Source organism: Streptomyces sp. TOM-9, from assembly GCF_056858595.1.
Genome location: NZ_JBXEQB010000001.1, coordinates 5,190,915 through 5,204,364, shown reverse-complemented (window position 1 = coordinate 5,204,364; position 13,450 = coordinate 5,190,915). Strand labels below are relative to the sequence as shown.

Sequence of the window (13,450 nt, the reverse complement as noted above, 5' to 3'; positions counted from 1 at the left end):
CCGTCTCACCCACCGGAATGATCTGTCTCGCCATTCAAACAAGCGACATAGTTGGATCCACCACCGACCGAGGAGGTGCACCCATGCCCCGTCGCTGGCTGATGCTCGCCCTGGGCACCGCCGCACAGACCGCCGCCTGCGCCTTCGTCTACGGAGTCCCCTATCTGGCCGCCACGTTGCGGGACACGGCGCACCTGACGCTGCCGCAGATCGGGCTGCTCATCGCCTGCCCCACCGCCGGGCTGGTCGCCGCCCTCGTCGCGTGGGGCGCCGCAGCCGACCGGTACGGCGAACGCGTCGTCATCGCCACCGGGCTGGGCGGCGCCGCCGCGCTGCTCGCCGTCGCGGCCGGCGCGGTGGGCGCCGGAGGCGGCACGACGGCGCTGGGCGCGCTGCTCGCCCTGGCGGGAGCGGCGGGTGCCTCGGTGTACTCCGCGAGCGGACGCCTCGTCATGGGCTGGTTCTCCGCCGGGGAACGCGGGCTGGCCATGGGCATCCGGCAGACCGCCACCCCGCTGGGCATGGGCGTGGCCGCACTGACCATGCCCCCGCTCGCCGCCGCGTACGGGGTGCACGGCGCCTTCGGCTTCCTGGCCGCCGTGTGCGGGGTCGTCGCCTGCCTGGTCGCACTGTTCGCCGCCGACCCGGTACGCCCGCGGACCGGTCCCGGCGCGGCGCCGGCGGCCAACCCCTACCGGGGCTCCGCGACCTTGTGGCGGATCCACGGCGCGGGCGCGCTGCTGGTCGTACCGCAGTTCACGGCGGGGGCCTTCGCCCTGGTGCTGCTGGTGGACACCCGGGGCTGGTCCCCGGTCGGCGCCGGCCGGCTGATCGCCGTCGCACAGGTGCTGGGGGCCTGCTTCCGGATCGCCGCCGGGCGCTGGTCGGACCGGGTCGGCAGCCGGCTGCGGCCGATGCGGCAACTCGCCGTCGCCACCACCGTGGTGGTCGCCGGGGCGGCCGTGACCGCGGCCTTCCCCTCCCCGGTGACCGCCGCCGCCCTCGTCCTGTCCATAGGAATCACCGCCAGCACCAACGGCCTGTCCTTCACCGCCACGGCCGAACGCGCCGGCCCGTCCTGGTCCGGCCGTGCCCTCGGTGTCCACAACACCGGCCAGAACCTGACCGCCGCCGTCGTCCCGCCGCTGAGCGCCGCCCTCATCTCGGCCACCGGCTACTGGCCCGCCCTCGCCGCCGCGGCGGCCGTGGCCTGCGGTGCGGCGGCACTGGTGCCGATGGACACCTCCCGCACCCGCACGGCCGTAAGCTCGGTCCCATGACCGACGCAGCAGCGCAGCAGACCGCCGTGGGCCCCCGCAGGATCGAGACCCTCGACGCGCTGAGCCCCGGCCGCGCCGAGGCGGTCCTGGCCCTGATCGAGGCGGCCGCGGCGGTCGACGGCCAGGCCGCGGTCTCCGAGCAGGGCCGGCTGAACCTGCGCGGCGGTGCCCGTGAGGGCGTACGCCACCTGGTGGTCGAGAGCGACGGCGTGCTCGTCGGGTACGCCCAACTGGAGGACACCGACCCGGTCGAGGCCCCCGCCGCCGAGATGGTCATCCACCCCGCGTACCGCGCGCAGGGTCACGGCCGCGCCCTCGGCCACGCACTGCTCGCCGCCTCCGGCAAACGGCTGCGCGTGTGGGCGCACGGCGGCCACCCCGCCGCCCGCCACCTGGCCGGGCTGCTCGGCCTCGCCCTCTTCCGCGAGCTGCGGCAGCTGCGCCGCCCCCTGGAGGAGGGCGCCGGCGCGCCCCCGCTGGGCGAGCCCGTGCTCCCCGCCGACGTCACCGTGCGCGCCTTCGTCCCCGGGCAGGACGACGCCGCCTGGCTGGCGGTTAACGCCGCCGCCTTCGCGCACCACCCCGAGCAGGGCAGCCTCACCCAGCGCGACCTCGACGACCGCAAGGCCGAGCCCTGGTTCGACCCGGCCGGCTTCTTCCTCGCCTTCCGCGGCGACCGGCTGGCCGGCTTCCACTGGACGAAGGTGCACGAGCGCGAGCGCCTCGGCGAGGTCTACGTCCTGGGCATCCACCCCGAGGAGCAGGGCGGCGGTCTGGGCCGGGCACTCACCCTCATCGGGCTGCGGTACCTCGTGCACGACCGCGGCCTGCCCACCGCGATGCTCTACGTCGACGCGGACAACGCCCCCGCCCTCGCCGTCTACGAACGTCTCGGCTTCACCACGCACGAGGTCGACCTGATGTACCGGACGGAGACCTGAGGCTCCCGCGGGGGGCCGATCGGGCCCCGGCGGAGCCATCCGGGTGACCGTCCGGACACGGCCGGTACGTACGGCGATTTCCTGACCGCCACCTGCCCGTTACCGGCGATTCAAAGTCGCTTGCGAGCATCTGTGAATGCAGACGCCCGCCGCGACCCACCTCCCCCCTCTCGACCTGCCGGTATCCCGGCGCGCCGGGGACAATGGAGGCATGGTCGGTGGCCGGGTTCCGTGCGCCGCCGTCCAGGTGAACGACGTGCCGGATCCGGAGGAGGGCTCGCACCCATGGCCTCGATGAATTTCCCGACGAACGCCCGGACCGAGCGGTCCGGCTCCGGTGCTCCCACCGCGTCCGAGACCCCGGCGGAACAGCCCCCGGCGGAGCAGTCCCCGGCCTACGGCCGCCCGCACGTCGTCCCGCCCCTGCACCCCGAACTCAAGCGCCTGGACGGCCTCGCGACCGTGCCGCGGCCGGCGGAGAAGTCGGGTGAGGCCCTTGCGGCCGACGCGGCGGTGGACGAGGGCACGGACGAAGAGCTCCCGCTGAACCGTTTCCTTGACCGCGAGCAGAGCTGGCTGGCCTTCAACGAGCGCGTGCTGGAACTCGCCGAGGATCCCGGCACGCCCCTCCTCGAACGGGCCAACTTCCTCGCGATCTTCGCCAGCAACCTGGACGAGTTCTTCATGGTCCGCGTCGCCGGCCTGAAGCGCCGCATCACCACCGGCGTGGCCCAGCGCTCGGCCTCCGGCCTGTCGCCCACCAAGGTGCTGGAGAACATCCTCACCCGCGCCCGCGAGCTCATGGCCCGGCACGCCGCCTGCTTCCAGAACGACGTGGCCCCGGCGCTCGCCGAGGAGGACATCCACATCATCCGGTGGAGCGACCTCACCGAGAAGGAGCAGGCCCGGCTCTTCACGCTCTTCCGCAACAAGATCTTCCCGGTCCTCACCCCGCTGGCCGTCGACCCGGCGCACCCGTTCCCGTACATCTCCGGCCTGTCCCTGAACCTGGCCGTCACCGTGCGCAACCCGGTCTCCGGTCACGACCACTTCGCCCGTGTGAAGGTCCCGCCGATCCTGTCCCGGTTCCTCGAAGCCGGCCCGCAGCGCTTCGTCCCGCTGGAGGACGTCATCGCCGCGCACCTGGAGGAGCTGTTCCCCGGCATGGAGGTGCTGGACAGCCACATGTTCCGGGTGACCCGGAACGAGGACCTGGAGGTGGAGGAGGACGACACGGAGAACCTGCTCCAGGCCCTGGAGAAGGAGCTGCTGCGGCGCCGCTTCGGTCCCCCGGTCCGCCTGGAGGTCGAGGAGTCGATCTCCCCGCAGGCCCTGGACACCCTGGTCCAGGAGCTGAACATAGAGGACGCCGAGGTCTACCCGCTGCCCGGACCGCTCGACCTGACCGGGCTGTTCGCGATCGCCGCGCAGGACCGTCCGGAGCTGAGGTTCCCGAAGTTCGTCGGCGGCACCCACCCGGACCTGGCCGAGGTCGAGTCCGCGCACGCCACCGACGTCTTCGCCGCGCTGCGCGAGCGCGACGTGCTGCTGCACCACCCGTACAACTCCTTCTCCACCTCCGTGCAGCGCTTCCTGGAGCAGGCCGCACAGGACCCGGACGTCCTGGCCATCAAGCAGACGCTGTACCGCACCTCCGGCGACTCGCCGATCGTGGACGCCCTGATCGACGCCGCCGAGGCCGGCAAGCAGGTGCTGGTGCTGGTCGAGATCAAGGCGCGCTTCGACGAGCAGGCCAACATCAAGTGGGCCCGCAAGCTGGAGGAGGCCGGCTGCCACGTCGTCTACGGCCTGGTCGGGCTGAAGACGCACTGCAAGCTGTCGCTCGTGGTCCGCCAGGAGGGCGACACGCTGCGCCGCTACAGCCACGTCGGCACCGGCAACTACCACCCGAAGACCGCCCGGCTCTACGAGGACCTCGGGCTGCTGACCGCCGACGCGCAGGTCGGCGCCGACCTGTCCCACCTGTTCAACCGGCTCTCCGGCTACTCGCGCCGCGAGACCTACAACCGCCTGCTGGTGGCCCCGCGCAGCCTGCGCGACGGGCTGGTCTCGCGGATCCTCGCGGAGATCGCCCACCATCGCGAGGGCCGGCCCGCGTACATCCGGATCAAGGCCAACTCGATGGTCGACGAGGCGATCATCGACGCCCTCTACCGGGCCTCCATGGCCGGCGTGCCCGTCGACGTCTGGGTGCGCGGCATCTGCGCGCTGCGCCCGGGGGTGCCGGGGCTGTCGGAGAACATCCGGGTACGCAGCGTGCTCGGCCGCTTCCTGGAGCACTCCCGGGTCTTCGTCTTCGGCAACGGAGGGGACCCCGAGGTGTGGCTCGGCAGCGCCGACATGATGCACCGCAACCTCGACCGCCGGATCGAGGCGCTGGTCCGGGTCGCCGACCCGGCGCACCGCGCCTCCCTGAACCGATTCCTGGAGACCGGAACCTCGGACTCCACCTCGTCCTGGTGGCTCGGCCCGGACGGGGACTGGACCCGGCACAGCACCGACGCCGAAGGGCGTCCGCTGCCCCACATCCAGGAGATGCTCATCGATGCGCGGAGGCGCCGGCGTGGCCCAGCGACACCCTGACACGGCAGCGACGCCCGCCGGCCTGACCGCCGGCGGGCTCCCCGACCGTGAGGCCGGTGCGGTCCTCGGACAGTACCTGCGGGAGGAGGCCACGGCCTTCCTGCGCGCACTGGCACCACGTGAGGGCGAACCCGGCCGGCCTCAGGACGACACCGCCGAGAGCGGCCGCCAGATGCGCCGCTCGGCCCGCCGCATCGCCGGCACCCTGCACACCTTCGGGTCGCTCACCGACCCGGGCTGGGCCGACCCCCTGCGGGCCGAGCTCGGCTGGCTCACCGACACCCTCGGCCGCGAGCACCGCTACGCCGCCCGGCTCAGCCGGCTGATCGGCGCACTGCAGCGGCTGGCCTCCGCGGAGGACACCGGGGGCATCCCCGCCGCTCCCGCCGACGACGACCTCGGCCTGTGGCTGCCGGTGCCCACCGTGCCGGACCTGGCGGCGGCAGCGTCCGAACCGCCCCGCGAGCGCCTGGGCGGCGTCGCGGAGACCCCGCGCGGCACGACGGCCGCGCCCCAGGCGCCCGCCGAGGTCCCGGAACCGCTGACCGCGGTGGCCCACGCCGCCGGGACCCGTCGCTCCCCCGCTCTGCCGCAGGCCGCCGAACGCGGCGGCGCCGCGAGCGGCCCGCTCGCCGTGGGCGCCGCCCGGGCCGGTGCCCTGCTGGAACGTCAGCTCACCCTCGCCCGGACCCGGGCCCATTCCGCCGCCCTGCAGGCCATGGGCTCCTCGCGGTTCCACGCGGTGGTGGACGCGGTGGCGGTGCTCGCCTCCGAGGTGCCGCTGTCCCCCACGGCGCGCAAACCCGCCGCCACCGTGCTGCCGCTGCTGGCGGAGCAGGCCCACACCCGGCTCACCGAGGCCGCGGCCGCACTGCCGCTGACGCGCGCACGGCACCCGTACAACGGCGAGACGCTCCACGCCGCGCTCGCCGGCGAACTGCCCGCGGAACGCCAGGACGCCGCGTGGAACCGGGTCCGCGTCCTGCTGCGCCTGCGCCGCTACGCCCAGGAGGTGCTGGCCTGCGACGACGGGGACTCCGCCGCCCGGCTGGCCGCCGCGGCGCGGGTGCTGGAGCAGCACCGCGAGGCCTCGGAGGCCGCGACCGCCGTCACCGCCGCCGCCCGCACCCCGCGGATCGCCCCCGCCACCGCCTACGCGCTGGGCGTGCTCCACGCCGACCAGCGCCTGGAGGTGGAGGCGGCCCGGTACGCCTTCGCCCACCTGTGGTCGCGCTGACGGTCGCGCCGACCGTCCGGCCCGCCCGCGGGAGCGGCCCCTGACCCGCAGCCCGGAAAGGAGCACCGCCATCGCCTCCACCGGAACCGCCGACACCCCGATCCTCGCCGCCGGAGCGGTGCTGTGGCGCCGCTCCCCGTTCGACGAGGGCCTGGAGATCGCGCTGATCCACCGCCCCAAGTACGACGACTGGTCGCTTCCCAAGGGGAAGTTGAAGCGCGGGGAGACGGCGCTGGACGGCGCGCTCCGCGAGGTCAAGGAGGAGACCGGGCTCGACTGCGTGCCCGGGCGGGTGCTCCCCTCCTCCACGTACGTCGTGGAGGGGCGCACGAAGATCGTGCGTTACTGGGCCGCCGAGGCGCGCGAGGGTTCCTTCGCCCCGAACCACGAGGTCGACCGCATGCTCTGGCTGCCGCCGGCGGCCGCGCGCAACCGGCTCACCCATGCGCGGGACCGCGCCGTGCTCGACGCGTTCCTGCGCGGAACGCGCCTGTGACGGTGGCACGCTGAGACGTACGCCACTCGGTGTGGGCTACAGCACCGCACTGATATGCGAGGTTCACCTTGCGTTCACCCTCGGCCGTCGACCACTTCACCTGATCTGCCTAATTTCGGCCTTACCGGTGAGCGAGCAGCCGCCGGGTGGATGCAGAAATCCATACCTCTGCTTCGCCGTCCACCGGCGGGCTTCAGGAAGGAATCACCAAAGGTGAAGCTTCAGCGTAAGAGCGGGCTCCGCGCCCTGGCCGTCGGCGCGGTCGCGGTCTCCGGTGCCCTCATGCTCACTGCGTGCGGTTCGGACGACAACACGGACGCGGGCAGCGACAGCAGCAAGGCGCCCACGTCGTCCAGCAGCATCAAGTGCGCTGACAAGGGCGGCCAGCTCCTCGCTTCCGGCTCCTCGGCGCAGCAGAACGCCATGGACGCCTGGGTCAAGAACTACCAGCAGGCCTGCACCGACGCCCAGATCAACTACAAGGCGTCGTCCTCCGGTGAGGGCATCATCGACTTCAACAACGGCACGGACGGCTTCGCCGGCTCCGACTCGCCGCTGAAGCCCGAAGAGGTCGAGGCGTCCAAGAAGGTCTGCACCGACGGCACCGGCATCAGCATCCCGATGGTCGGCGGCCCCATCGCCATCGGTTACAACGTCTCCGGCGTGGACAACCTGGTCCTGGACGCCCCGACCCTGGCCAAGATCTTCGACTCGAAGATCACCACCTGGGACGACGCGGCGATCAAGAAGCTGAACCCGGACGCCAAGCTCCCCAGCTCCAAGATCCAGACCTTCCACCGCCAGGACGAGTCCGGCACCACGGACAACCTCACCAAGTACTTCAACGGTGCCGCCAAGGACGCGTGGCCGTACGAGCACGCCAAGGCGTGGGCGGGCAAGGGCGGCCAGTCCGCCGCCAAGTCCGCCGGTGTCGCGGCCCAGGTCAAGCAGGTCAACGGCTCGATCGGTTACTTCGAGCTCTCCTACGCGACCGCCAACAGCATCAAGACGGTGAAGGTCGACACCGGCGCCTCCGCCCCGGTCGAGGCCACCGCCGACAACGCCTCCGCCGGCATCGCGCAGGCGAAGGTCGTGGGCACCGGTGCCGACCTGTCCCTGGACATGTCCGCCGCCTACACCACCAAGGCCGACAACGCCTACCCGATCGTCCTGGTGACCTACGAGGTCGCCTGCGACAAGGGCAACAAGGCCGAGACCCTGCCGCTGGTGAAGTCCTTCCTGGGCTACACCGCCTCCGAGGAGGGCCAGTCGATCCTGTCCGAGGCCGGCTACGCGCCGCTCCCGGCCGAGATCGCCACGAAGGTCCGCTCCACCGTGGACGCCCTGTCCTAACCCAGTCGACCGGCCCCGCGACACACGTCGCGGGGCCGGTCGCACTTCCGGTGCACCGCCGCCGGGGGAGTGATCCCCCACCCAGACCGGAGAGAAAACCGATGGCTATAACTACACAGAACCCCACCCCGCCAACGGCCGCGAAGCACGCCGGGGCGAACGTCACACGCGCCGGCGACAAGATCTTCTCGGGCCTCTCCCGTGGCTCGGGCATCCTGCTGCTGGTGATCATGGCGTCGATCGCGATCTTCCTGACGATCCGCGCGATCAACGCGATCTCCAAGGACCACGGCAACTTCCTGACCACCTTCGAGTGGAACGCCAACGCCAACCCGCCGGTCTTCGGCATCGCGGTGCTGGCCTACGGCACGATCGTCAGCTCGATCATCGCGATGGCCATCGCGGTCCCGATCGCGGTCGGCATCGCGCTGTTCATCTCGCACTACGCGCCGCGCCGCCTCGCCTCCCCGCTGTCGTACATCGTCGACCTGCTCGCAGCCGTGCCCAGCATCATCTACGGCCTGTGGGGCGCGCTGTTCCTGGTCCCGCACCTGACCGGCCTCAACATGTGGCTGGACGAGTACCTCGGCTGGACCGTCGTCTTCGAGAAGGAAGACCCGCAGGGCGCGGCCCGCTCGATCTTCACCGTCGGCATCCTGCTGGCGATCATGATCCTCCCGATCATCACCAACGTCAGCCGCGAGGTCTTCCGGCAGGTGCCGCGGATGCACGAGGAGGCCGCCCTGGCCCTCGGCGCGACCCGCTGGGAGACCATCCGCATGTCGGTGCTCCCCTTCGCCCGGTCCGGCATCATCAGCGCCTCGATGCTCGGCCTCGGCCGCGCGCTCGGCGAGACGATGGCCGTCGCCACGGTGCTGTCCGCCGCGCCCATCCTGTCGGTGCACGTCCTGGACCCGGTCGGCGGGACCTTCTCCCAGAACATCGTCGCCAAGTTCGGCGAGGCCAACGAGTTCGGCCGTGACGCGCTGATCGCCTCCGGTCTGGTGCTCTTCGTCATCACCCTGCTCGTCAACGGCGCCGCCCGCGCGATCATCGCCAAGCGCAAGGAATACTCGGGGGCCAACGCATGAGCCACGCAGTAGCAGACAAGCGTTCCGCGCCCGCGGTGCCGCAGCGGGCCCTGGCCCAGCGCCGGCTCCCGAAGTGGGCCCCCGCGGGCATCGCGGCCGGTGCGCTCGTGCTCGCCGTCGGCATCGGCCTCGGTGCCGGCCTGGACAGCAAGCTCCAGTGGGGCCTGATCGCCGTCCTGCTGTTCGTGCTCGGCACCTACGCGATCGCCACGGCGGTCGAGGGTCGCCGCCAGGCCAAGGACCGGGTCGCCACCAGCGTCATCTGGGCGTCCTTCATCCTCGCCGCGCTCCCGCTGTACTCGCTGATCCAGACCACGGTCAGCAAGGGCGTCAAGATCCTCGACGGCGCCTTCCTGTCGCACTCCATGAACGGCGTGCTGACCATCGGCGAGGGCGGCGGTGTCTACCACGCCATCATCGGCACCCTGGAACAGGTCGGCATCGCCACCGCCATCGCGGCTCCGATCGGCATGCTGACCGCCGTCTACCTGGTCGAGTACGGAAAGGGCCGGCTCGCCCTGGCGGTGACCTTCTTCGTCGACGTCATGACGGGCATCCCGTCGATCGTCGCCGGTCTGTTCATCCTGTCGACCTGGAACCTGCTGCTGGGCTTCGGCCCCTCGGGCTTCGCCGGCGCCATGGCCCTGGCCATCCTGATGATGCCGGTGGTCGTCCGCTCCACCGAGGAGATGCTCAAGCTCGTCCCGAACGAGCTGCGCGAGGCCTCGCTGGCGCTCGGTGTCCCCAAGTGGCGCACCATCGTGAAGGTGGTCATCCCGACCGCGATCGGCGGCATCACCACGGGCGTCATGCTCGCGGTCGCCCGCATCGCCGGCGAGAGCGCCCCCATCGCGCTGTTGGTCTTCGGCAACAACCTGATCAACAACGACCCGTTCAACGGCCCCCAGGCCTCGCTGCCGTTCTACATCTTCCAGCAGTACCAGAACGGCAACGACGCGAGCTATGACCGGGCGTGGGCGGCGGCACTCGTGCTGATCGCCTTCGTCATGATCCTCAACCTGATGGCGCGCGGCATCGCGCGCTGGAAGGCCCCGAAGACCGGTCGCTGACGCGGCCAACATCAGCGACCCAAGGATTGCGAGCATCACCACCATGGCCAAGCGAATCGACGTCAGCGGACTCTCCGCGTACTACGGCGGCTTCAGGGCGATCGACGACATCTCGATGAACATCGAGCCGCGCACGGTGACGGCCTTCATCGGCCCGTCCGGCTGCGGCAAGTCCACCTTCCTGCGCACCCTCAACCGCATGCACGAGGTCACCCCCGGCGGCCGCGTCGAGGGCAAGGTGCTCCTGGACGACGAGAACCTCTACGGCCCCGGCGTGGACCCGGTCTCCGTGCGCCGCACGGTCGGCATGGTCTTCCAGCGCCCCAACCCGTTCCCGACGATGTCGGTCTACGACAACGTCGCGGCCGGCCTGAAGCTCAACGGCGTCAAGAAGAAGAGCGACCTCGACACGATCGTCGAGAAGTCGCTGCGCGGCGCCAACCTCTGGAACGAGGTCAAGGACCGCCTCAACAAGCCCGGCTCGGGCCTGTCCGGCGGTCAGCAGCAGCGTCTGTGCATCGCCCGCGCCATCGCGGTCGAGCCCCAGGTCCTGCTCATGGATGAGCCCTGCTCCGCGCTCGACCCGATCTCCACCCTCGCCATCGAGGACCTGATCGGTGAGCTCAAGGAGCGTTTCACCATCGTCATCGTGACCCACAACATGCAGCAGGCCGCGCGCGTCTCCGACCGCACCGCCTTCTTCAACCTGTCGGCGGTGGGCCAGCCCGGCAAGCTGATCGAGATCGACGAGACCGAGCGCATCTTCTCCAACCCGTCCGTCCAGGCGACCGAGGACTACATCTCCGGCCGCTTCGGCTGATCCGTCCCGCAGCCGGCCACAGCCGTCCTGCGGTGCTGCATGGCGGTGCCACCGCAAGGCGAAGGGCCCGCCCCCCGTTCGGGGGGCGGGCCCATTTGCTTCGTACCCGGGGGTGCGTACCCGGGGGCGGGTCGTCCCCGGCTCAGCCGAAGGCCACGTGCACCACGGCGTAGACCAGCGCGGCCACCAGCGCCGCGGCCGGCATGGTGATGAACCAGCCGGTCACGATGTTCTTCGCGACGCCCCAGCGGACCGCGTTGACCCGCTTCGTCGCGCCGACGCCCATGATGGCCGAGGTGATGATGTGCGTCGTGGAGATCGGCGCCTTGAAGATGTAGGCGGTCGTGTAGAGGATCGACGCCGCCGTGGTCTCGGCGGCGAAGCCCTGCGGCGGGTCCAGCTCGATGATCTTGCGGCCGAGGGTGCGCATGATGCGCCAGCCGCCGGCGTACGTACCGAGCGAGAGCATCGCCGCGCAGGCGAACTTCACCCACAGCGGGATCCCGTCGCCCTCCTCCTGGACGTCGGCGATGGTCAGCGCGAGCACGACGACACCCATCGTCTTCTGCGCGTCCTGCAGGCCGTGGCCGAGCGCCATGCCCGCGGCCGAGACGGTCTGCGCGATGCGGAAGCCGCGCTTGGCCTTGTGGGGGTTGGCCTTGCGGAAGATCCACAGGATGGCCAGCATCACCAGGTAGCCGACGACCAGCCCGACGACCGGCGACAGGAACATCGGCAGGATGACCTTGTCCACCACCCCGGACCAGATGACCCCCGTGCCGCCGGCCAGCGCCGCCCCCACCAGGCCGCCGAAGAGCGCGTGGCTGCTGGAGGAGGGCAGCCCGTAGTACCAGGTGATCAGGTTCCAGACGATCGCCCCGACCAGCCCGGAGAAGAGGATCGCCATGCCGGTCTGCCCGTGCGGCGTCTCGATCAGGCCCTCGCTGACGGTGTGGGCGATCCCGGTGCCGAGGAAGGCGCCGGCGAGGTTCATCACCGCGGCCATCGCCAGCGCGGCCCGCGGGGTCAGCGCCCGGGTGGACACGGAGGTGGCGATGGCGTTCGCGGAGTCGTGGAAGCCGTTGGTGTACGTGAAGAAGAGCGCGACGCCGATGGTCACGACCAGAGAGAACGTCTCCACCGGGGTCAGGACTCCTTGACCGCGATGGTCTCCACGGTGTTGGCCACGTGTTCGAAGGCGTCCGCCGCCTCCTCCAGCACGTCCACGATCTGCTTGAGCTTGAGCACCTCGATGGCGTCGTACTTGCCGTTGAAGAGGTGGGCCAGCAGCTTGCGGTGGATCTGGTCCGCCTGGTTCTCCAGCCGGTTGACCTCGATCCAGTACTCGGTGAGGTTGTCCATGGTCCGCAGGTGCGGCATCGCCTCGGCGGTCAGCTCGGCCGCCCTGGCCAGCACCTCGATCTGCTGCTCGACCCCACGGGGCAGTTCCTCGACCTGGTAGAGCACCACCAGGTCGACGGCCTCCTCCATGAAGTCCATGATGTCGTCGAGGGACGACGCCAGGGAGTAGATGTCCTCCCGGTCGAAGGGCGTGATGAAGGAGGAGTTCAGCTGGTGGAAGATCGCGTGCGTGGCATCGTCCCCCGCGTGCTCCGCGGCACGCATCCGTTCCGCGATCTCCGAGCGGGTGGCCGAATCGGCCCCGAGCAGTTCCATGAGGAGCTTCGACCCTGTGACGATGTTGTCCGCGGATGCGGCGAACATGTCGTAGAAGCTCGTCTCCCTGGGGGTCAGACGAAAGCGCACGTGAAGTCCTCGGAATACATCGGTTTCGGTCGCATTGATGCTAGGCGCATCATCCGGCAACAGCTAACCGGCGTCCTACAGTGTCGCTCATCACCGCGGGTGCGCCCTAGCTGGGGTTCTGCGCGCACCCTCGCACATTGGGGCGAATTCGGTACGATATACCCTGCCGGGGTATAGGGGGCAGGAGGGACATCATGACGGTCATCGAGACCGGTGGCGCCGAGGAACAGGCGCAGTCGCCGGCGGACGACGCCGGGGACGCTCCGGAGCACGGGGACGGGCACGGGCACGGGCACGGGCACCAGCACGGCTACGCCAAACAGAAGGACCAGCACCTCAAGCGGCTGCGCCGCATCGAGGGGCAGATCCGCGGTCTGCAGCGGATGGTCGAGCAGGACGTGTACTGCATCGACATCCTCACCCAGGTGTCGGCCGGTACGAAGGCTCTGCAGTCCTTCGCCCTCCAGTTGCTGGAGGAGCACTTGCGGCACTGCGTCGCGGACGCCGCGGCGAAGGGCGGACCGGAGGCCGACGACAAGGTGGCCGAGGCCACCGCCGCCATAGCCCGGCTGCTCCGGAGCTAGCGACCGGCCCCTGCCGACCACCGGGTCCCCTGCGCGGGCACGCGGGGGCTCACGTTCAGCACCTCGTCGATGCGCTCGGAACTCAGCCGTTCCTCGGTCGTCGCCGACGCCGCGATCATCAGCTCGCAGCACAGCTCGATCTCCGCGAGGGCCACGTGGACCTGGTCGTCCTGGTCCAGGAGCCACACCGCCACGTGCACCACCTCC

General features: G+C 71.0%; 13 protein-coding genes. 10 read left to right on the top strand and 3 right to left on the bottom strand.

The window, feature by feature from the left end:
• Positions 1-83 precede the first annotated feature (83 nt).
• From AC1VWI_RS24195 to pstB, 9 genes are all read left to right on the top strand, one after another.
• Complete coding sequence (locus AC1VWI_RS24195) at positions 84-1,280, top strand: MFS transporter (RefSeq protein ID WP_499513112.1); 1,197 nt, start codon at positions 84-86, stop codon at positions 1,278-1,280.
• Positions 1,277-2,221 carry a mycothiol synthase gene (mshD, locus tag AC1VWI_RS24190; RefSeq protein WP_499513111.1) on the top strand — a complete coding sequence of 315 codons (945 nt, stop codon included), beginning with the start codon at positions 1,277-1,279 and terminating at the stop codon, positions 2,219-2,221. Before AC1VWI_RS24195 ends, mshD begins: the two co-directional genes overlap by 4 nt.
• Before the next feature lie 285 nt (positions 2,222-2,506).
• Complete coding sequence (locus tag AC1VWI_RS24185) at positions 2,507-4,825, top strand: RNA degradosome polyphosphate kinase (protein WP_499513110.1); 2,319 nt, start codon at positions 2,507-2,509, stop codon at positions 4,823-4,825.
• A complete protein-coding gene (locus AC1VWI_RS24180) occupies positions 4,788-6,062 on the top strand; it encodes a CHAD domain-containing protein (RefSeq protein WP_499513109.1) in 1,275 nt (424 codons plus the stop codon). Before AC1VWI_RS24185 ends, AC1VWI_RS24180 begins: the two co-directional genes overlap by 38 nt.
• A 118-nt stretch (positions 6,063-6,180) precedes the next feature.
• The gene (locus AC1VWI_RS24175) at positions 6,181-6,558 is read left to right on the top strand and encodes an NUDIX hydrolase (RefSeq protein WP_499513108.1); all 378 of its coding nucleotides are present in this window, start codon (positions 6,181-6,183) and stop codon (positions 6,556-6,558) included.
• Positions 6,559-6,771: 213 nt separating this feature from the next.
• Positions 6,772-7,911: a phosphate ABC transporter substrate-binding protein PstS gene (gene pstS / locus AC1VWI_RS24170; RefSeq protein ID WP_499513107.1), complete on the top strand. Its 1,140-nt coding sequence runs from the start codon at positions 6,772-6,774 to the stop codon at positions 7,909-7,911.
• A 101-nt stretch (positions 7,912-8,012) separates the two neighbouring features.
• Positions 8,013-9,002: a phosphate ABC transporter permease subunit PstC gene (gene pstC / locus AC1VWI_RS24165; RefSeq protein WP_499513106.1), complete on the top strand. Its 990-nt coding sequence runs from the start codon at positions 8,013-8,015 to the stop codon at positions 9,000-9,002.
• Positions 8,999-10,072, top strand: a complete 1,074-nt coding sequence (pstA, locus tag AC1VWI_RS24160; protein ID WP_499513105.1) for a phosphate ABC transporter permease PstA — start codon at positions 8,999-9,001, stop codon at positions 10,070-10,072. Before pstC ends, pstA begins: the two co-directional genes overlap by 4 nt.
• Before the next feature lie 43 nt (positions 10,073-10,115).
• Positions 10,116-10,892: a phosphate ABC transporter ATP-binding protein PstB gene (gene pstB / locus AC1VWI_RS24155; protein WP_499513104.1), complete on the top strand. Its 777-nt coding sequence runs from the start codon at positions 10,116-10,118 to the stop codon at positions 10,890-10,892.
• Between the two features lie 142 nt (positions 10,893-11,034).
• Here the strand turns inward: pstB and AC1VWI_RS24150 are convergent, their stop codons facing one another.
• Positions 11,035-12,033, bottom strand: a complete 999-nt coding sequence (locus AC1VWI_RS24150; protein WP_499513103.1) for an inorganic phosphate transporter — start codon at positions 12,031-12,033, stop codon at positions 11,035-11,037.
• Positions 12,034-12,038: 5 nt separating this feature from the next.
• Positions 12,039-12,659: a DUF47 domain-containing protein gene (locus AC1VWI_RS24145; protein ID WP_026251102.1), complete on the bottom strand. Its 621-nt coding sequence runs from the start codon at positions 12,657-12,659 to the stop codon at positions 12,039-12,041.
• A 194-nt stretch (positions 12,660-12,853) separates the two neighbouring features.
• Here AC1VWI_RS24145 and AC1VWI_RS24140 point away from each other — a divergent pair, with 194 nt between their 5' ends.
• Positions 12,854-13,243: a metal-sensitive transcriptional regulator gene (locus AC1VWI_RS24140; RefSeq protein WP_499513102.1), complete on the top strand. Its 390-nt coding sequence runs from the start codon at positions 12,854-12,856 to the stop codon at positions 13,241-13,243.
• Here the strand turns inward: AC1VWI_RS24140 and AC1VWI_RS24135 are convergent.
• On the bottom strand, positions 13,240-13,446 hold the full coding sequence (locus tag AC1VWI_RS24135) for a hypothetical protein (RefSeq protein WP_499513101.1): 207 nt from the start codon (positions 13,444-13,446) through the stop codon (positions 13,240-13,242). The genes AC1VWI_RS24140 and AC1VWI_RS24135 overlap by 4 nt on opposite strands.
• Positions 13,447-13,450 lie beyond the last annotated feature (4 nt).